The organism is Photobacterium minamisatsumaniensis (assembly GCF_050336695.1).
GTDB lineage: Bacteria > Pseudomonadota > Gammaproteobacteria > Enterobacterales > Vibrionaceae > Photobacterium > Photobacterium minamisatsumaniensis.
This window is the reverse complement of record NZ_JAKJSI010000013.1, coordinates 64995-83218: the sequence shown is the minus strand read 5'-3', so window position 1 is coordinate 83218 and position 18224 is coordinate 64995. Positions and strand designations below refer to the sequence as shown.

Genomic DNA, 18224 nt, shown 5'->3' with positions numbered 1-18224 from the left:
TTGTTTAAGTACCGGCATTTGCCTTGTCTCTACGGTTCACAATATTTAATTCTTCGCGGGTGCCAGCATCTGGCGGAATGTTCAATATTTGCAGCGCACTTTTCATTACTTCAGAAAAAATAGGTGCCGCAATTAATCCCCCGTAGTATTTGTCACCTTGAGGTTCATTCACTACCACCACCATCGCCAAGCGGGGATCACTAATCGGTGCTAAGCCCGCTGTCATCGCGATGTATTCATCACTATAACCACCCGCAGCGGCTTTTACAGCAGTACCTGTTTTGGCGCCAACACGATACCCAGGTACTGCAGCACGAACCGCACTGCCGCCTTTATGGGTAACCGTTTCCAGCATATTAAGCAGCTTTCGGGTGTTTTCTGTCGACACGACCTGACGCCCAGGCACCACATCTTCCGTTTTCAAAATTGAAAGAGGACGGTTTACCCCCATAGCACCCAACGTGGCGTAAGCACGCACTAACTGGATTGGGGTAACAGATATGCCATAACCAAATGACAGGGTTGCACGCTCAAAATCTGACCATCGACGCCTGTCGGGGAAGAAGCCCTGTGCTTCACCAATCAGGTTTATCCCCGAGGCATCACCAAGCCCAACGCTGCTATACATGCCTAATACAGCATCGATTGGCATGGCAAGCGAAAGTTTACTCACCCCGATATTACTCGATTTCTGGAGGATTTTGCTCAGATTGGCTTTACCTACACGTGAAACGTCACGGACTCGGCTACCGCCGACTTGCATCAGGCCATTACCAGTATCAATAATGGTATCTTCGTCTGCCACGCCATTTTCCATTGCAGCTAAGACAATAAACGGCTTGATCGTCGAACCCGGCTCCATCGCATCGGTAATGGAGCGGTTACGCATCCGATAATTCTGCAATTGTGCGCGATTATTCGGGTTATAAGATGGCGCATTAACCATGGCAAGGATTTCACCAGTCTGCACATCAGCCATAATAATGGTCGCAGATGTTGCTTGATAGTCAGTGATGGCCTGTTTTACCGCCCGGTAGGCCACAGCCTGCAAACGCTGATCAATACTTAAATTCAATGGCTTGCCTGGTTCACGCTTTTGAAGAGAGATATTTTCAACAACCCGTCCATAACGGTCTTTACGTACCGTGCGTCGGCCAGGCTCGCCAGTAAGCCAACCGTCATAAGTTCGCTCAACGCCCTCTAAACCATGACTATCAATACCCGTCACTCCAATCAAATGGGCACTAACCTCACCAGATGGATAAAAACGCCGGGATTCATCTTTTAAGCCAACACCGGGTAACTTGAGTCGACCAACATAGGCAGCCATAGCTGGGCTAACTTGCCGCTGTAAATATATAAAGCGACGCTTTTTGTTCTGCTCTAAACGTTCGAGTAATCTTTTACGATCAAGCCCCAACACATCAGCAAGTGCATGCCAGCGTTCGGTTTGTGTAATACCGCCATTTTTATAGATCTGAACCGGATCAGCCCACACCGCCTGGACAGGTACACTAACGGCAAGTTGCTCATCATTTCGATCAGAAATGATGCCGCGAGCAGAGGGCATCGCTTTAACCCGTAAAGAGCGTAAATCGCCTTCTTGGATCAACTTGCCCGGCTCTAATACTTGGATATATGCCGAACGGCCAATCAGCGCGGCTAAAGCCAACATAATACAGGCGCATATAATACCAAAGCGCCACGGAATAAATGCCGGTGGCGCTTTCTGGCGACGTTGGTTCTGTTTGGCTGAACGTTTAAATAAATTCATCAAAACTCGTTACTGCACTATGACTTCACTGTCTCTCGATGGTCGTCTCATTTCCAGTTCTTGCTCTGCCAATCGCTCTATACGACTATGTTCAGCAAGCGAGTTCTCTTCCAGAATTTGATTACGCCATTCAATATCGAGTTGATCGCGCTCGATCAACAACAGTTCCTGCTGAGCGATTAATTGGCGAGAGTGGTGGGTAATTAACACCACTCCCATAGCCGAGGTTAACACCAGAACCAGTAACACCAAAGGCACACGCCCAACAGACAATAAATCGTGTCCTATCAGGTGGGCAAGATTTTTGGTCGGTTCCGGTGTTTGGCTCATACCCGTTCAGCCAAGCGTAGAACTGAACTACGAGAACGCGCATTGCCGCTCACTTCACCCTGAGAAGGCTTAATGGCTTTGCTTATTGTTTTCATCGAGGCTGTGCCCAATGCCTTAATTTGATCCTCAGTCAAAGGAAGACCGGCTGGTACTTCAGGCCCTTTACTCTGCTTACGGATAAAACGCTTAACCATACGATCTTCCAGAGAATGGAAGCTAATCACAGATAAACGCCCTTCAGGTGCAAGTACGTTCATCGCACCATGAAGTGCAGTATCAATCTCGTCCAGTTCACTGTTGATATAAATACGGATCGCTTGGAAGCTACGTGTAGCAGGGTGCTTATGACGATCTTTAAACGGTGAGACTTCCGCAATCAGTTTTGCCAATTGGGTTGTACGGGTCAGTGGTTCATTCTCTGGGTTTTCACGATGAGCAACAATGCCACGGGCAATACGTTTCGCGAAGCGCTCTTCACCAAACTCTTTCAGTACCCATGCAATGTCATCAGCTTCAGCTTCTGCTAGCCATTCCGAAGCGGGAATACCGGATGTTGGATCCATACGCATATCTAGTGGGCCGTCACGCATAAAGCTAAAGCCACGCTCTGCATCATCTAACTGCGGTGATGATACGCCAAGGTCAAGCAGCACACCGTCAACACGCCCGATAAGATCGCGTTCTTCCATGTACTTTTCCATGCCCGAAAAAGGGCCGTGGATGATACTAAAGCGAGGATCATCGATGGTTTGCGCTTCTGCTATTGCCTGTGGATCGCGGTCAATACCATAAAGACGCCCATTTTCTCCGAGCTGAGACAGGATCAGACGGCTATGACCACCACGGCCAAAAGTACCATCAATATAAATTCCATCAGGTTTAATGGCTAGGCCATCCACTGATTCATGAAGTAAAACCGAGACGTGCTCAAACTGTTCAGACATAACTATTAATTCAGCTCTAGTGAAGCTAGCTAAAACCCTCTACAAATAGCGAGAGCATTTCAGCACAAAAATGTATTAGGAAGGAAATTCATCAACTTATGCTATTAAGACAACGTTCTCACAGCATTTTTCAAAAATCCCACCGCAAAGTGTACGTATTTGACAAAAAAGATGTCAAGCAGGAGACCGCATTTCTAACAATCAATTGATATTGGCGCAGTTCAATATCAGTCTTTGAGGCCAGTATTGCGGTAAATCCCCAACATCAACTTACCTGATTGATCTTAGAATAGAAGCCTGTTGAATATAACACCAAACTTACTGAAACCTGATGTGACAGGCATCTCTTCATCTTTTGTATCGGTATGTGGTGCAAAAATGGTTGCCCAGAAACGACAAAAGGTGATGCGATACAGCAAAATATGCAGTACCACATCACCTTTTATACTTAAGTAGGGGAGTTGGCCGATGAGCCGGGTTCTGTCCCGCTTACGCGGTGGTAACCATTCATCTAGGCCTGCAATCGCTCACAGGCTCAAGCAACCTACCCGTCCCCAACGCGGGCCACGCCATTAGGGACCTATTTGGTCTTGCTCCGGGTGGAGTTTACCGTGCCACGAACTATTACTAGTCGCGCGGTGCGCTCTTACCGCACCCTTTCACCCTTACCTGTTCTCGCAAGCGAGCCATCGGCGGTTTACTCTCTGCTGCACTGGTCGTGGGCTCGCGCCCCCCAGACGTTATCTGGCACCCTGCCCTTTGGAGCCCGGACTTTCCTCCCCTCCATCAATACCCCTAGAGATATCGATAAAGCAGCGATTACCTTGGCCAACTCCGGGGCAGATTCTATCTGACTCAGGTCACAGTTACCAGTGAAAAGTCTAACAACACTCAGGAGCGGTTAAAAAGTCAACAACCTGACTCAAACAGCAATGGTCGACAGGTCAATAGGCATACAAGCCCCTATCTTTATCATCGCAACCGCTTTAATCGAGGTTATCTAGGCCCCACTTGTATAGCGCATTTTTCTTTACACCATGGATTTCAGCCGCCAATGCCGCCGCTTTTTTAAGGGGTAGCTCTTTGACTAACAACGTCACGGTACGTAATGCATCAGCGGGCAAGTCTTCTTTTTCTGCACGGTGACCCGCAACCAGCAAAACCATCTCACCACGGGTACGGTTACTGTCTTCTCCCAACCAGTCAATTAACTCGCCAAGCGGTGCGCCATGAATTGTCTCGAACGTTTTGGTTAGCTCTCGCGCCAATACAACTTGACGTTCAGGTCCCAGTACCGCCAGCATGTCTGCAAGCGAATCTGTGATCCGGTGCGGAGATTCATAAAAAATCATTGTTCGCTCATCATCAGCCAGCGCTTGGAAACGATCACGTCGGCCTTTACTTTTTGGCGGTAAAAAACCTTCAAAACTAAAGCGATCTGATGGCAGACCCGCACCACTCAACGCAGTAATCACAGCGCATGGCCCAGGAAGAGGAACAACTTTAACACCCGCCTGACGACAACGGTTTACAAGGTGGTATCCTGGATCACTGATCAGCGGTGTACCGGCATCCGATACTAAGGCTATGCTTGTACCAGCTTGAAGTTTTTCGATCAGATAGTCAGCTTTTTGCTGCTCGTTATGATCGTGAAGCGCAAAGGTGCGGGTCGAGATCGAAAAATGGGTTAACAAGCGTGATGTATGGCGAGTATCTTCTGCGGCAATTAGATCCACATTTGCTAATACATCCAATGCACGCTGTGTAATGTCGCCCAAATTACCGATTGGTGTAGGTACGATGTACAAAGTTGCGACATCTACCGTGCATGAATTGGTCTCACTCATTTGTCTAAGATCTCATCTGCAATTAATATAGAGAGTAATTTGTCACAGTTGAATGAATTCAATGCTCAATTTTACCCATAAGCGTAAAAGTGTATCACGACTGTTAGCACCTGTAGCCCTTGCTGTGATTTTGGCTGGCTGTAGTGCGCCTAACCAACAGCAAGTCGTGGCCACTGATATTACAGCAGCTGCCTCTGAAAGTGCGGCTGATTATTTAATCAAAGCTGAAGCAAGTGAAGGAGCTGAAAGTGTTAACTGGCATATCTTTGCCTTAAAAGCATTTATCAAAGAAGGCCGGTGGGCCCAGGCAGAGCAACAAGCTAACCGCCTGAGTCGTATGTCGATGGATTCCCTTCAAATGGCTGAATGGCAACTCGCACGTGCTACGTTGCGTTACCAACAAGGCCAACCGAAGGAAGCTTTGGCAACACTTAACTTCCAACCATGGTGGACACTCGCTGACAGCCAGTACTTGCGCTATCACATGCTTCGAGCAGAACTGTATGCACAATCAGCTCAGCCACTCAAAGCTGCTCGAGAGCGAACAGCACTCGATCAGTATTTAAAGAGTGAACAAAAAGCAGCTAACTGGCAAAACGTGTGGCGTGATCTGGCTAATTATAACAATAATCAGCTACAAACGGTCACACTTAATGACAGTGAAACCGTCCTACGAGGCTGGATTCAGTTAAGTGTCCTAAAAAACACCTACTCCCAACGTCCAGCCAAACTTAAGACCATGGTTGAAGACTGGTTAGCAAATAACCCTTACCATCCAGCTAACCAATATTTACCCGCGGAGCTTGAGGCGATTATGGCGCTAGAAATAGCCCAGTTGAACAATGTTGCCCTACTTCTACCGCTATCAGGCCGCCATGAAAAATCAGGCAAAGCCGTTCGCGATGGTTTTATAAACGCGATGCTCGACGACAGTGGCCGTGACGCAAATACTGAACTTGCGGTCTACGATACAGAAGCCGAGCCAATTACCAGCATTATGGCTAAGCTTGAGCAAGATGGCGTTGAATTAGTGATAGGCCCGCTTCGTAAAGATAAAATTACGGAGTTCCAGCAAGTTAACCAAGGTAATATCACTTTGCTTGCGCTAAATGAGCCTGAGCAGACCAATATGACTCAGGGAAATGCGTGTTACTTCGCACTTTCACCTGAGCAAGAAGCCGAGCAGGCCGCCCGCCATTTATTCGCCAAAGGTCACCAATCACCGATGGTCTTAGCCCCGAGCAACAACTTTGGTCGACGGGTCGGCGATGCGTTCACTGAGCAATGGCAACAATTAACCGGTAAAACACCAACCAGTCAACAATTTAGCTCCCGTAAGCAAATCCAGCAGGAAATTGCTGCCGTCTTTGGCCTAACAGAAAGCCAGTCGCGGAACACTCAAATGCAACAGCTGCTTGGTATCGAACTTGAAGCTCAGCCTCGTAGCCGACGGGATACTGATGCGGTTTACCTCATTGCTAATATGAATGAGCTAACCTTGCTTAAGCCATTTATCGAGGTTGCAATAAACCCTGGAGTTCAACCACCAGCACTTTATGCAAGCTCGCGTAGCTACCCTGATCGCTCTGGCGATACCAGTGAACTGCGTGGTATTGAGTTTAGTGATATTCCACTTCTAATAAATGCCGACCATAACTTTATGTCGCATTATGATGAACTTTGGCCAAACTCTAGAAATACCGATTTGCGCCTTCATGCCTTTGGGATGGACGCGTATAAGATGATTGCGGAATTACCACAAATGCGTGTTGTGAATAACTACACAACGCAAGGTAAAACCGGTCAGCTAAGCCTTGATGAAGAATGCGTTATCCAGCGTCAACTTAGCTGGGCCGTTTTCTCAGGGGATGGGATTGAGCCAACTCAATAAGCGGCAGCAAGGACAAGCTTACGAAGCCATGGCAGAGCAGTTCCTCTGCCGCCATGGTTTAATTTCTTGTGCCAAAAACTTTCAATGCCGCAGTGGTGAAATTGACCTGATCATGCGCGATAAATCCTGCTGGGTATTTATCGAAGTAAAATTCCGTAAAAACAACCATTACGGTTCAGCCGCAGAAGCGGTAAACTGGCGGAAACAACAGCGACTAAAACGTGCCGCATTGTTTTGGCTGAAAAAAAATGGCCATGCCATTGAACACACTGAATTTCGATTTGATGTTGTCTCTATCGAAGGAGCACAACACCCTAAAATCGATTGGTTTACCAATACCCTAGTTGAAGGTTAATCCATGCTAGAGAGCATTAAAGAAAGTTTCACCGAAAGCATCCAAACCCAAATTGCCGCTGCGGAAGCTCTACCCGAGGTCATGTCGCAGGCAGCTCAGGTCATGGTGCAGAGCCTGCTCAATGGCAATAAAATCCTCAGCTGTGGTAATGGCGGCTCAGCGGCCAACTCTCAACATTTTGCATCATGTTTGATCAATCGCTTTGAGACTGAACGCCCTAGCCTACCCGCACTGTCGCTGACGGCAGATACCACGACGCTAACCGCTGTCGCTAATGATTATCACCATGATGAAGTCTTCTCCAAGCAGGTACGCGCTCTGGGTCAGGCCGGTGATATTCTTTTTGTGCTTTCGACCAGTGGTAACAGTAAGAACATCATAAAAGCCATGGAAGCGGCATTAACACGTGATATGACCATCATTGCCCTTACGGGTAAAGATGGTGGTGAAATGGCAGGCCTACTGGGTATTCAAGACGTTGAAATTCGGATCCCATCTCAACGTACTGCCCGTATTCAGGAAGGGCACCTACTCACCGTACATTGCTTGTGTGACTTAATAGATAAAGTCTTATTCCCTCAGCATGAAGGTTAATTAAACAAGGATAGTGGCATGAAAACGGTAAGCAGCATAAGTTGGCGTTCTTTTTTTATCGCATTTTTAGCCCTGACGCTTCAAGCATGCTCAATGATTAATCCCGCCGACACGCGGACAACCACCCAGCAATGGCATGACCAACAAATTGAAATGGAGATCGCCGGACTGGCCAATAAACCTCCATTTCAACAAAAAGCGCGAGTGAATACGGTTTCTGTAGAAGGTAAGGTGCTACTTGTCGGTCAGAGTGTTGATAAGGGCACAAGCCAGCAGCTCGAACAGCAGGTAAGAGAACTCAAGAACGTTAATACGGTTTATAACCAGCTGCAAATTCGGCCATTACCACAACTTGGCGAAGTCAGTAGTGATGGCTGGCTGACAACAAAAGTGAAGACACAGCTTATCGGTAGTAAACAATTACGGGATGCAACCATTAAGGTGATCACAGAAGGAAAGGAAGTGTACCTTCTGGGTTATATTACTCGAGAGCAAGCCGACATTGCCACAGAGATCGCTCGTAATGTGTCTGGGGTAAAAAAAGTGGTTAGGGTATTTGAGTATCCACAGTAAAGAATAAAATGTAATAACAGATAAAAAAAAACGCAGCCTAGGCTGCGTTTTTTATGCAAGAAAGCGATGAATGCTACTTCACAACTCTTAGGCTTGGTCGCCCGCGAGGTCGAGGTGGTTCATCGTCTGGCGTAGATTCTGAGATCACTTCCGTTACTTCCGCCACAGGCGAAAGTGTTTCTACCGGTTGTTCTTCAAAATCATCATCTTCACCATCAAACTCGACAATATCAGACATCTCTGTCGTATAAGCCGCTTCAGGTTCAAACATAGTACCTGCACCGTTTTCACGGGCATAAACTGCCAGAGCAGCATATAGAGGGACGATCACCGTATGCGGACGGCCACTAAAACGGGCACTGAAGCTAACAGCTTCATTGCCAAGTTCTAGGTTACCGACTGCACGAGGAGCAATGTTCAGCACGATCTGGCCGTCACTAACAAACTCCATAGGTACTTTTACGCCTGGCAAAGTGGCATCAACCACTAAATGTGGCGTCAAATCATTGTCCACCAGCCAATCGTAAAACGCGCGCAGCAAATACGGGCGGCGCGGCGTCATGTTTTCCATATCCATTACTTTCCAGCCAAACGCATTTCGCGCTCTGCTTCAGTCAGTGATGCTAAGAATGAATCGCGTTCGAATACACGAGTCATATAAGCTTTCACTTCTTTTGAACCTGCACCTGTTAGCTCAATGCCCATTTCAGGCAAACGCCATAATAACGGAGCAAGGTAGCAATCAACTAAACTGAATTCATCACTCATAAAGTATGGGAATTCAGCAAATACAGGTGCTAGAGCCAATAGTTCTTCACGAAGTTGCTTGCGCGCCTTCTCAGCTTCGTCTGCTGTACCCTTGTTCACTTTCTCAGCAAGGGTGTACCAGTTACGTTCAACACGGTACATCATCAGACGGCTGTTACCACGAGCAACAGGGTAAACAGGCATCAGTGGTGGATGAGGGAAACGCTCATCCAAGTACTCCATAATGATACTTGCTTGGTAAAGTGCAAGCTCACGGTCAACCAGGGTTGGCACTGAGTTGTACGGGTTCAGGTCAAGCAAATCTTCTGGCAAGTTGTTTGGATCAACCAGCTCAATTTCAACGCTAACACCTTTCTCTGCTAGTACGATACGCACCTGATGGCTGTAGATGTCCGAAGCATCAGAATACAGAGTCATCACAGAGCGTTTATTGGCAGCAACAGCCATTAACCCCTCCAGTATACTTAAATACATAAAAAGCAATGGGGGCGCCTGCCCCCATTGCGAGATCCTAACCCACTAGATTACCTGATCAGTGGACATCACGCCAATATTCTTTCTTCAACAGTAATGTTAGTACAAAGAACACAGCAATAAAGCCCAGTACCCAATAACCCATGCGCTGGCGTTCAAGTTTCATTGGTTCTGCTGAGTAATCGAGGAAATTAACAAGATCACGAACAACCTCGTCATATTCTTCTTTATTCAACTCACCAGTACCGTCTGACTCAATACCCACATACACCTGTGTTTCAACACCATCGATCAGACGCGTTTCATACACTTTAGTAGGTACACCTTGAAGCTCTTCCAATACGTGAGGCATACCGACACTTGGGAAAACAACATTATTTACCCCAAATGGTCGGCTTGGATCCGCATAAAAAGAACGAAGATAGGTATATAGCCAGTCAGTGCCTCGAACACGCGCCACCATGGTGAGATCCGGTGCTGGTGCACCAAATGAAGCGGCTGCATATTCAGTAGGAATAGCATTCAGCATTAGCTCACCGATTTTAGCCTCCGGGTTAAAGATCATATGTTCTCTCATAAGATCCGCCGGAATATCTAAATCCGTTGCAACACGCTCATAACGTTGATATTGCGTCGCATGACATGCAAAGCAATAGTTCATGAACGTTTGTGCACCACGCTGCAACGATGCCTTATCAGATAAATCATTGTTTGCCGCATCCAATGGTACTGCTGGGCCTGCCGCCATTGACAGAGATGGCAACAGGGCAAATAGCATTACAATCAATGTTTTCATTTGAATGTCACCCTCTCTGGTAATGGTTTGGTTGCTTCATTTTTACTGTAGAAATACAGTAAAACGAAGAACATGAAATAGCCCAAGCTGAAAATCTGCGCCATGAGGGTGTACGTTGGTGTCGCGGGTAGCGCACCTAACACACCTAAAGCAATGAAGCTGATAGTGAACTGAACAATGTTGATCAGGTGCAGCTTGCTACGGTAACGGTAAGAACGCACTTTACAGCGGTCGAGCCACGGCAGCAGGAATAGCACAACAATCGATGCACCCATGGCAACAACACCAAGTAACTTATCAGGAACAGCACGCAATATGGCGTAGAATGGTGTGAAGTACCATACTGGGGCGATATGCTCTGGTGTCTTTAATGGGTTAGCCGCTTCAAAGTTTGGTGGCTCAAGGAAATAACCGCCCATCTCTGGATTAAAGAACAGCACGTAGCAGAAGAAGAATAAGAAGACTGCTACCCCCACCATATCTTTCACCGTGCCATAAGGGTGGAACGGGATAGAATCGATGATGTCATATTTGCCGCTGTACTGCTTATGGAACGGGAATTGTGTCTTGTACCCCTCCCCTTTACTGCCTTTCGGTAGCTTAGTATCGATACCATCAGGGTTGTTAGACCCAACTTCGTGCAGTGCCAATACATGTAGAACAATAAGTAAAAGCAACACGATAGGCAGCGCTATAACATGCAATGCGAAGAAACGGTTCAGCGTTGCACCGGAAATAACATAATCACCACGAATCCATAGTGTTAAGTCATCACCGATAACAGGAATAGCACCAAATAGCGAAATAATTACCTGTGCGCCCCAGTAAGACATCTGTCCCCAAGGAAGTAGGTAGCCCATAAAGGCTTCAGCCATCAGTACTAAGAAAATCAACATACCAAACAGCCATAATAACTCGCGCGGCTTTTGATATGACCCATAAATCAGGCCACGGAACATATGCAGATACACAACAATAAAGAACGCAGAAGCGCCCGTTGAGTGCATATATCGCAACAACCACCCGTATTCAACATCACGCATGATGTATTCCACGGAGGCAAAAGCACCATCGCCAGATGGTACATAGTTCATGGTTAGCCAAACACCGGTTACTAACTGGTTTACCAGCACCAACATGGCGAGGGAACCAAAGATATACCAAAAGTTAAAGTTTTTTGGCATTGGGTATTCAGATAGATGCTTTTTATAAGCATCCATCACTGGCAAACGTTTTTCAATCCAACCGAGTAACCCTTCCATTAAGCTATCTCCTCATCGACACCAACCAGAATGGTATTATCATCCAGGAATGTGTGAGGCGGCACGACCAAGTTAAGTGGTGCCGGAACCCCTGCAAATACGCGACCTGCCAAATCAAACTTAGAGCCATGACATGGGCAGAAAAAGCCTGCCGTTACACCGCTGACTTGCTCATTAAAGGTGTCGGGTAAATAGGTAGGGGAACAGCCTAGGTGGGTACAAATCCCAACGGCTAAAAAGATTTCAGGTTTAACTGAACGATATTTATTTTGGGCATATTCAGGTTGCTGCGGTTCCGCCGATGACGGATCACGAAGCTGGCCATCATGGCCACCCAACTCTTCTAAAATTGCATCGCTACGGCGGACAACCCAAACAGGCTTCCCTCGCCACTCGACGCGAACCATCTGGCCATCTTCCAACTTACTGATATCAACTTCTACTGGTGCACCGGCGGCTTTTGCTCTCGCGCTCGGGTTCCAAGATTTGATAAAAGGCACGGCTACAGCGGCTGCACCTAAGCCTCCAACAACCGAAGTCGTCGCAGTTAGGAAGCGGCGTCGGCCGTTACTTACTGGCGCATTGCTCATCCAACATTCTCCCATGTGCTCCCGCTCTGGATTTTTATTATGTCCTTGTGCGTCCCTGGAGCTTACGGCTAACTTTCAACAGAAAAAAAAATAACAGATCAGGTCATTCTAAAACCGTTATTTATCGCACCAAATGATAAAGAAAAGCCCACTTTTTGACAAGATAAAGCTACCTTTTCGCAACAAATGTGAGAGGTATGTTCTTTTTGTTATTAATAACAACAAAACACACGGTTAATCGATGTGATTACAGGGGAATACGAGGGAGGGACAAGCAAATTTATAACGGGAATAGAACCCAACCTTGTTACTGGCTTGTGATAGAAATAACATTAAAAAGAGAGGCGCATAAAAAAAGCCCAACCCGAAGGTTGAGCTTTTTGCACACAGTTTTCCAGAACATACATTCTGGAGCGTAATATTAACGCTTAGAGAACTGTGGACGACGACGTGCTTTACGTAGACCGACTTTCTTACGCTCAACTTTACGTGCATCACGAGTTACATAACCCGCTGCGCGTAGTGCTGGACGTAGAGTTTCATCGTATTCCATAAGAGCACGAGTGATACCGTGACGGATAGCACCAGATTGACCAGTAATACCACCACCTTTAACAGTGATGTATAGATCTAGTTTTTCAATCATTTCAACTAGCTCTAGTGGCTGACGAACAACCATGCGAGCAGTTTCGCGACCGAAGTATTCTTCGATGCTGCGCTTATTGATTACGATGTTGCCAGTACCCGGTTTAATGAAAACGCGAGCAGCTGAGCTTTTGCGGCGACCAGTGCCGTAGTATTGATTCTCTGCCATTGTCATCTTCCCCAATTAGATGTCTAGAACTTTAGGCTGCTGTGCAGCATGATTGTGCTCAGTACCTGCGTAAACCTTAAGCTTACGGTACATAGCACGGCCTAGAGGACCTTTAGGAAGCATGCCTTTAACAGCAGTTTCGATAACCATTTCTGGCTTCTTATCGATAAGCTTCTCGAAGCTGATTGACTTAATACCACCGATGTAACCAGTGTGGTGGTAGTACATTTTGTCAGTCTTCTTAGCGCCAGTTACAGCTACTTTTTCAGCGTTGATAACTACAATGTAGTCACCAGTGTCAACGTGCGGAGTATACTCCGGCTTATGCTTACCACGTAGACGAGATGCGATTTCAGTTGCTAGACGGCCAAGAGTTTTACCTTCAGCGTCAACAACATACCAGTCACGTTTTACAGTTTCTGGTTTAGCAACGAAAGTTTTCATGCTAATTATTACCCAAAATTAAATAGTTTCACTTCACAGGAGCGCCGAAGCGCTCCCTCTGTTCAGAGCCCAGTCATCACCCCTTCGAGCGGTTGGTGCTCCCGGCTTTCGCCGACACAGGTACGGTGGGTCGCAAGATTATAGGGAAGGGTGGAGAAAAAATCACCTTTTTTTCAAAAAAAAATGCGTTTTTTTCTCTTCTTTTGGTTTTAACCTTCATTCGCGTTTCTTTACTCCCCTCTTTTACTCTCTATTTAAGAGAAATAAAGGGGGTTAACCTAAATGTGGCAAGGCTAAATAGTCATGGCTTTGCATTTCCACCAACCTTGAGCAACAACGCTTAAATTCAAACGCCAACCGTTGCCCTTGGTATAAGTGCTCCCACCCGCTTTCCGCTGAAATAATGAGTTTGACGTTTCGCTCATAAAATTCATCAACTAATGCAATAAAACGACGAGCGGCATCACTCTCTTGTTCTCCCATCTGCCGAACATCTGACAACAGCACCGTATGGTAAAGCTGAGCGATCTCCATGTAGTCTGATTGGCTACGTGCCGTTTGGCATAACGTTGCGAAATCAAAATGGACCACCCCATCCGCCTCATGCCGGGTTGGCAGCATACGATGGTTGATTTCAATCGCCTTTCCTTCGGTTCTTGGCTCTACCGTGAGTTGCTCAAAGTAATGCAGCAGGTTTTGTTCGGCTTGGCTATCCAATGGAGAGTGATAGATCTCAGCCTGCTCTAATGTCCGCAACCTATAGTCAACACCTGAATCAACATTTACCACCTCGCAATGTGTGTTAATCAATGCAATAGCAGGAAGAAAGCGCGCGCGCTGCAACCCATTACGATATAGCTCGTCCGGCGGAATATTTGATGTTGCCACTAAGGTAATACCGCGACGGAACAGGGCATCAAACAGCGTACCTAAAATCATGGCATCGGTAATGTCCGAGACAAAGAACTCATCAAAGCAGATAATATCCGTTTCAAGCTTAAACCGATCTGCAACGACTTCCAGAGGATCGGCTTGCTGTCCCAGTTGCTGCATTTCATGATGGACTCGATGCATAAAGCGGTGAAAGTGCACTCGCATTTTTCGTTCGGTTGGGAGGCAATCGAAAAACGTATCAACCAAATATGTTTTACCTCTGCCTACACCGCCCCAGAAATACAGCCCTTTTTCGGGGGTGACAACGTCGGTGCTCTCTCGCTTAAACCAGCGGGAGAAAAGCGATTTTTGGGGAACCTCGGGAGGTAATAATAGGCGTTGATATAGATCTTCAAGATGGCGAACCGCCATGGCTTGCGCATTATCGGCATAAAAATCCGGGCGTTTGAGATCTTGCTGGTATTTTTGTTGCGGCGTCATCCTCACGTGCCTCATTATTCTCCTTTCCTTTGTTTCGATAGTACCACGCTAGCGATTGAGCATGTATAGTAACTATACAAATACGATTTATTTGGCGATTATTCAGCGCCAATTAATTCTCAATGGTGTACAACAAGGGTGTCATATATTGGCTATAATTCCCCCTCAGTTATGTCTGAGGAAATTAGCCTTCCCCTGTTTTTATTGAGTCAAAAGGAGTTATTCATGACTTGGTTTTATGCGCTTCTTATCTTTATTGTGGGTGCGGCTATCGGTGCCTTCGCTACTCGACTGGGCAATAAAGGTCTAAAACAGCAAAAAGAACTGAAAAAAGACTTAGAAAAGTCAAAATACGAACTTGAGCAATTCCGTCAGGATTTGGTTGATCACTTTGCACAAAGCTCTGAGCTTTTAGAAAATATCGCCAAAGACTACAGCAAGCTCTACGATCACATGTCAAAGACCTCTACCGAGCTAATGCCAAACTTACCTGAGCAAGATAACCCTTTCTCACCTCGAGTAAGTAAACTTTCAGCAGTCAAAGAGCTTGCTAATGAAGCTCAAGATCAGCCTCGTGACTACGCTAACGGTGCAACAGGCCTGCTTAAAGATGAGCCAGAGCCTGTTGTAGAAACCCCGAAAGCAAGCTAGCACATCGTTAATGTCTTATTTCTTATGAACTAAACACCGGTTTTCAAGTCTCACTTATAGCAGGCAATTCAGCTATCTAGCGATACCTGCTTTATGACTTGAAAATCGGAGTTTAGTAATAATGAAAAAACCTTTGCTTATATTCAGTGCCCTAGCACTCGGCATCAGTTCTGTTATTACCCCATTAACAGCTACCGCCGCCCTTCCTCAAATAGCGAATAATCAACAGCTACCTAGCCTTGCTCCAATGCTAGAACAAGTAACCCCTGCCGTTGTGACGATTGCAGTTGAAGGTAAGCAAGTCTCAAAGCAGCGCCTGCCCGACTCCTTCCGGTTCTTTTTCGGCCCAGAGTTCCCTGAAGAACAAGTGAGAGAGCGCCCTTTCCGAGGCCTCGGCTCTGGGGTTATCGTCGATGCTGATAAAGGCTATATCGTTACCAACCACCATGTGATTGGTGGCGCAGATAAAATCATGGTGCAACTTCATGATGGACGAGAACTTAAGGCAGAGCTGATCGGCAGCGATAAGATGTCAGATATTGCATTACTCAAACTTAAAGAAACAACCAATCTCACCGAAATAAAACTAGCCGATTCCGATCAGTTACGTGTAGGGGATTTTGCTCTCGCCATTGGTAACCCGTTTGGTCTTGGCCAAACAGTCACATCCGGTATTATTTCAGCCCTAGGCCGAAGTGGCTTGAATCTCGAGAACTTCGAAAACTTTATTCAAACCGATGCGGCTATTAATAGCGGTAACTCTGGTGGTGCACTCGTCAACCTTAATGGTGAGCTCGTTGGGATAAACACCGCTATTCTTGGCCCAAATGGCGGTAACGTCGGGATCGGTTTTGCCATCCCCGTGAATATGGTACGTAACCTCACAGAGCAAATTTTAGAGTTTGGCGAAGTCAAACGAGGCGTACTGGGTGTGCAAGGTGGTGAATTAACCTCTGAACTCGCAGAAGCCTTTGGTTATGAAACTAACCTCGGTGCATTTGTCAATCAAGTCATGCCAGCATCAGCAGCGGAAAAAGCAGGGCTAAAGGCTGGTGATATTATTGTCTCGGTTAACGGGAAGCAAATTAGAACGTTTGGTGAACTGCGTGCAAAAATAGCGACACTTGGGGCAGGCAAACAAACCACACTTGGTTTAATTCGTGATGGTAAAGAGAAAACCGTTAAGGTAACACTACAAGAAGCCACCCAAAATAAAGTTAAAGCCGATAACCTTCATCCAGGGCTTGCGGGTGCGGAGTTCAGCAACACAACTGATACAGATGAAGTGAAGGGAGTAAAAGTCACCAGCCTACTAAAAGACTCGATGGCAGCCCGCTACGGCTTACTCAAAGACGACATCATTCTCGGCGTCAATCGCCAAACCGTCAGTAATTTAGGCGAGTTAAGGAAAGAACTTGAAGCGCAACCGAATGTACTTGCCCTTGAAGTTCAGCGTAATAACAGCGTACTTTACTTGATAATTCGCTAACGTTTGATCATTTGCTGGGCCAACGTGCCCAGCCATTTCCCCCCACAGCACCTCTTCCCCCTGCATTCAACAAAATACAACGAAATTTGGTATCTGGTGATGGTAATGATACCCTCACAATGATACTAGGTGGTTTATTTCAGGGGTGCGTTCATGCTGGCTTTTTTTCGTCGATCCATCATTATTGGTGTCGTCACAGCCATTGCCTTGCTTGTTCTGTTTCCCAACCTCCGCACTCAGGTGCTCCATACCCCAGCAGTACTCACGCCATTAGAGCCAGCTCAAACTCAAATCTCGTTCAATTATGCCGTACGAAGAGCATCACCCGCAGTCGTTAATATATACAACCGCCGTTACAATGCGGAAGACCGGTTAAAACTCAGCACTCAGGGACTGGGCTCTGGTGTGATCATGAGCGATAAAGGTTACATCATGACGAATTATCATGTTGTTGCTGAGGCCGATCAGGTAATTGTTGCATTACAAGATGGTCGAATTTTAACCGCTCAACTTATCGGTAAAGATCAACGCACTGACTTAGCAGTACTTAAAATTCAAGCTGACAATTTGCCTGTCATTCCTTTGAATCCACAATATAAACCTGCTGTCGGTGACGTCGTATTAGCTATCGGCAACCCGTACAACCTAGGACAAACAACCACTTACGGCATAATTTCTGCCACTGGTCGCTCTGGTATGAGTTTTTATGGCCGCCAAGATTTCCTGCAAACCGATGCGGCAATCAACGAAGGTAACTCAGGTGGTGCACTGGTCAATACCCGAGGTGAACTCGTTGGGATCAATACGGCTTCTTTTCAACAAGCAACAGATATCGAAACCTATGGCATCTCATTCGCGATTCCGTATGAATTGACGCATAAAATCATGAATAAGTTGATTGCCGATGGGCGCGTCATTCGCGGCTACATTGGTATTGAAGCGCGTGATATCAACCCCGTAATGGCCCGCCTTTATGATGCAGACCAAGTTAGCGGAATCATTGTGATGGGCATGGATCCAAATGGCCCCGCTGCAGGTGCAGGCTTTAAAGTACAAGATATTCTTATCGAAGTAGACGGTAAACGTGTCACTGACCGCCGTAATGTACTCGATATCGTGACAGAGCTACGCCCTGGTACCAACGTGGAAATGAAAGTATTACGTAACGGCCAGCCCGTTTCGCTAACCGTGTTGATAGGTGATGAACCTAATGATTATTAATTAACGGGTCAAACGTATAAAAAAAGCCTCGCA

General features: G+C 46.5%; 19 protein-coding genes and 1 other RNA gene. 7 read left to right on the top strand and 13 right to left on the bottom strand.

All coding sequences use genetic code 11. The features are described 5' to 3' along the window. Nucleotides 1-4: 4 nt before the first annotated feature. From L4D78_RS05315 to rsmI, 5 genes are all read right to left on the bottom strand, one after another. Nucleotides 5-1774 (bottom strand): penicillin-binding transpeptidase domain-containing protein, encoded by a 1770-nt coding sequence (locus L4D78_RS05315; protein WP_428465965.1) that lies wholly within the window; start codon nt 1772-1774, stop codon nt 5-7. Between the two features lie 9 nt (nt 1775-1783). Next, on the bottom strand, nt 1784-2104 hold the full coding sequence (ftsL, locus tag L4D78_RS05310) for a cell division protein FtsL (RefSeq protein ID WP_428465964.1): 321 nt from the start codon (nt 2102-2104) through the stop codon (nt 1784-1786). After that, nucleotides 2101-3048 carry a 16S rRNA (cytosine(1402)-N(4))-methyltransferase RsmH gene (gene rsmH / locus L4D78_RS05305; RefSeq protein WP_428465963.1) on the bottom strand — a complete coding sequence of 316 codons (948 nt, stop codon included), beginning with the start codon at nt 3046-3048 and terminating at the stop codon, nt 2101-2103. Before rsmH ends, ftsL begins: the two co-directional genes overlap by 4 nt. Before the next feature lie 453 nt (nt 3049-3501). Next, an RNA gene (gene rnpB, locus L4D78_RS05300) (RNase P RNA component class A) lies at nt 3502-3884 on the bottom strand. Nucleotides 3885-4034: 150 nt separating this feature from the next. Next, complete coding sequence (gene rsmI, locus L4D78_RS05295; protein ID WP_428456754.1) at nt 4035-4895, bottom strand: 16S rRNA (cytidine(1402)-2'-O)-methyltransferase; 861 nt, start codon at nt 4893-4895, stop codon at nt 4035-4037. 61 nt (nt 4896-4956) lie between these two features. Here rsmI and L4D78_RS05290 point away from each other — a divergent pair, with 61 nt between their 5' ends. The 4 genes from L4D78_RS05290 to L4D78_RS05275 are packed head-to-tail and all read left to right on the top strand — an operon-like array spanning nt 4957 to nt 8308. After that, nucleotides 4957-6786, top strand: coding sequence for a penicillin-binding protein activator (locus L4D78_RS05290; protein WP_428465962.1), 1830 nt, complete (start codon nt 4957-4959; stop codon nt 6784-6786). Beyond that, the gene (locus tag L4D78_RS05285) at nt 6764-7141 is read left to right on the top strand and encodes a YraN family protein (RefSeq protein WP_428466081.1); all 378 of its coding nucleotides are present in this window, start codon (nt 6764-6766) and stop codon (nt 7139-7141) included. The genes L4D78_RS05290 and L4D78_RS05285 overlap by 23 nt, the downstream gene beginning before the upstream one ends. Nucleotides 7142-7144: 3 nt before the next feature. Next, nucleotides 7145-7735 carry a phosphoheptose isomerase gene (locus L4D78_RS05280; RefSeq protein ID WP_428465961.1) on the top strand — a complete coding sequence of 197 codons (591 nt, stop codon included), beginning with the start codon at nt 7145-7147 and terminating at the stop codon, nt 7733-7735. Between the two features lie 18 nt (nt 7736-7753). Next, the gene (locus L4D78_RS05275) at nt 7754-8308 is read left to right on the top strand and encodes a BON domain-containing protein (protein ID WP_428465960.1); all 555 of its coding nucleotides are present in this window, start codon (nt 7754-7756) and stop codon (nt 8306-8308) included. Between the two features lie 73 nt (nt 8309-8381). Here the strand turns inward: L4D78_RS05275 and sspB are convergent, their stop codons facing one another. The 8 genes from sspB to zapE form a co-directional block, all read right to left on the bottom strand. Next, nucleotides 8382-8885, bottom strand: coding sequence for a ClpXP protease specificity-enhancing factor (sspB, locus tag L4D78_RS05270; protein WP_428465959.1), 504 nt, complete (start codon nt 8883-8885; stop codon nt 8382-8384). After that, nucleotides 8885-9523 (bottom strand): stringent starvation protein SspA, encoded by a 639-nt coding sequence (gene sspA / locus L4D78_RS05265; RefSeq protein ID WP_428456759.1) that lies wholly within the window; start codon nt 9521-9523, stop codon nt 8885-8887. The genes sspB and sspA overlap by 1 nt, the downstream gene beginning before the upstream one ends. A gap of 85 nt (nt 9524-9608) precedes the next feature. Then, complete coding sequence (locus tag L4D78_RS05260) at nt 9609-10346, bottom strand: cytochrome c1 (RefSeq protein WP_428465958.1); 738 nt, start codon at nt 10344-10346, stop codon at nt 9609-9611. After that, nucleotides 10343-11608: a cytochrome b gene (locus L4D78_RS05255; RefSeq protein WP_428456761.1), complete on the bottom strand. Its 1266-nt coding sequence runs from the start codon at nt 11606-11608 to the stop codon at nt 10343-10345. The genes L4D78_RS05260 and L4D78_RS05255 overlap by 4 nt, the downstream gene beginning before the upstream one ends. After that, nucleotides 11608-12198, bottom strand: coding sequence for a ubiquinol-cytochrome c reductase iron-sulfur subunit (gene petA / locus L4D78_RS05250; protein WP_428466080.1), 591 nt, complete (start codon nt 12196-12198; stop codon nt 11608-11610). Before petA ends, L4D78_RS05255 begins: the two co-directional genes overlap by 1 nt. Nucleotides 12199-12619: 421 nt before the next feature. Continuing rightward, on the bottom strand, nt 12620-13012 hold the full coding sequence (gene rpsI, locus L4D78_RS05245; protein WP_107300020.1) for a 30S ribosomal protein S9: 393 nt from the start codon (nt 13010-13012) through the stop codon (nt 12620-12622). A gap of 15 nt (nt 13013-13027) precedes the next feature. Continuing rightward, the gene (gene rplM / locus L4D78_RS05240) at nt 13028-13456 is read right to left on the bottom strand and encodes a 50S ribosomal protein L13 (protein WP_428456763.1); all 429 of its coding nucleotides are present in this window, start codon (nt 13454-13456) and stop codon (nt 13028-13030) included. 273 nt (nt 13457-13729) lie between these two features. Next, a complete protein-coding gene (gene zapE / locus L4D78_RS05235; protein WP_428465957.1) occupies nt 13730-14830 on the bottom strand; it encodes a cell division protein ZapE in 1101 nt (366 codons plus the stop codon). A 225-nt stretch (nt 14831-15055) separates the two neighbouring features. Between zapE and zapG the strand changes: the two genes are divergently transcribed. The 3 genes from zapG to degS all read left to right on the top strand — a co-directional run bounded on the left by zapG (nt 15056) and on the right by degS (nt 18191). After that, complete coding sequence (gene zapG / locus L4D78_RS05230; protein WP_428465956.1) at nt 15056-15481, top strand: Z-ring associated protein ZapG; 426 nt, start codon at nt 15056-15058, stop codon at nt 15479-15481. Between the two features lie 121 nt (nt 15482-15602). Then, nucleotides 15603-16970, top strand: coding sequence for a Do family serine endopeptidase (locus tag L4D78_RS05225; RefSeq protein ID WP_428465955.1), 1368 nt, complete (start codon nt 15603-15605; stop codon nt 16968-16970). Between the two features lie 153 nt (nt 16971-17123). Next, complete coding sequence (gene degS / locus L4D78_RS05220; RefSeq protein WP_428465954.1) at nt 17124-18191, top strand: outer membrane-stress sensor serine endopeptidase DegS; 1068 nt, start codon at nt 17124-17126, stop codon at nt 18189-18191. The last annotated feature ends 33 nt before the right edge of the window (nt 18192-18224 follow it).

What these genes read in the sequence shown, in the direction of transcription:
- L4D78_RS05225 (WP_428465955.1), top strand. Translation starts at nt 15,603, where the DNA reads ATGAAAAAACCTTTGCTTATATTCAGTGCCCTAGCACTCGGCATCAGT.
- L4D78_RS05290 (WP_428465962.1), top strand. Translation starts at nt 4,957, where the DNA reads ATGCTCAATTTTACCCATAAGCGTAAAAGTGTATCACGACTGTTAGCA.
- rplM (WP_428456763.1), bottom strand. Translation starts at nt 13,456, where the DNA reads ATGAAAACTTTCGTTGCTAAACCAGAAACTGTAAAACGTGACTGGTAT.
- L4D78_RS05255 (WP_428456761.1), bottom strand. Translation starts at nt 11,608, where the DNA reads ATGGAAGGGTTACTCGGTTGGATTGAAAAACGTTTGCCAGTGATGGAT.
- L4D78_RS05285 (WP_428466081.1), top strand. Translation starts at nt 6,764, where the DNA reads ATGGGATTGAGCCAACTCAATAAGCGGCAGCAAGGACAAGCTTACGAA.
- L4D78_RS05280 (WP_428465961.1), top strand. Translation starts at nt 7,145, where the DNA reads ATGCTAGAGAGCATTAAAGAAAGTTTCACCGAAAGCATCCAAACCCAA.
- L4D78_RS05275 (WP_428465960.1), top strand. Translation starts at nt 7,754, where the DNA reads ATGAAAACGGTAAGCAGCATAAGTTGGCGTTCTTTTTTTATCGCATTT.
- L4D78_RS05315 (WP_428465965.1), bottom strand. Translation starts at nt 1,774, where the DNA reads ATGAATTTATTTAAACGTTCAGCCAAACAGAACCAACGTCGCCAGAAA.
- sspA (WP_428456759.1), bottom strand. Translation starts at nt 9,523, where the DNA reads ATGGCTGTTGCTGCCAATAAACGCTCTGTGATGACTCTGTATTCTGAT.
- rsmI (WP_428456754.1), bottom strand. Translation starts at nt 4,895, where the DNA reads ATGAGTGAGACCAATTCATGCACGGTAGATGTCGCAACTTTGTACATC.
- zapE (WP_428465957.1), bottom strand. Translation starts at nt 14,830, where the DNA reads ATGACGCCGCAACAAAAATACCAGCAAGATCTCAAACGCCCGGATTTT.
- rpsI (WP_107300020.1), bottom strand. Translation starts at nt 13,012, where the DNA reads ATGGCAGAGAATCAATACTACGGCACTGGTCGCCGCAAAAGCTCAGCT.
- L4D78_RS05260 (WP_428465958.1), bottom strand. Translation starts at nt 10,346, where the DNA reads ATGAAAACATTGATTGTAATGCTATTTGCCCTGTTGCCATCTCTGTCA.
- rsmH (WP_428465963.1), bottom strand. Translation starts at nt 3,048, where the DNA reads ATGTCTGAACAGTTTGAGCACGTCTCGGTTTTACTTCATGAATCAGTG.
- zapG (WP_428465956.1), top strand. Translation starts at nt 15,056, where the DNA reads ATGACTTGGTTTTATGCGCTTCTTATCTTTATTGTGGGTGCGGCTATC.
- sspB (WP_428465959.1), bottom strand. Translation starts at nt 8,885, where the DNA reads ATGGATATGGAAAACATGACGCCGCGCCGCCCGTATTTGCTGCGCGCG.
- degS (WP_428465954.1), top strand. Translation starts at nt 17,124, where the DNA reads ATGCTGGCTTTTTTTCGTCGATCCATCATTATTGGTGTCGTCACAGCC.
- ftsL (WP_428465964.1), bottom strand. Translation starts at nt 2,104, where the DNA reads ATGAGCCAAACACCGGAACCGACCAAAAATCTTGCCCACCTGATAGGA.
- petA (WP_428466080.1), bottom strand. Translation starts at nt 12,198, where the DNA reads ATGAGCAATGCGCCAGTAAGTAACGGCCGACGCCGCTTCCTAACTGCG.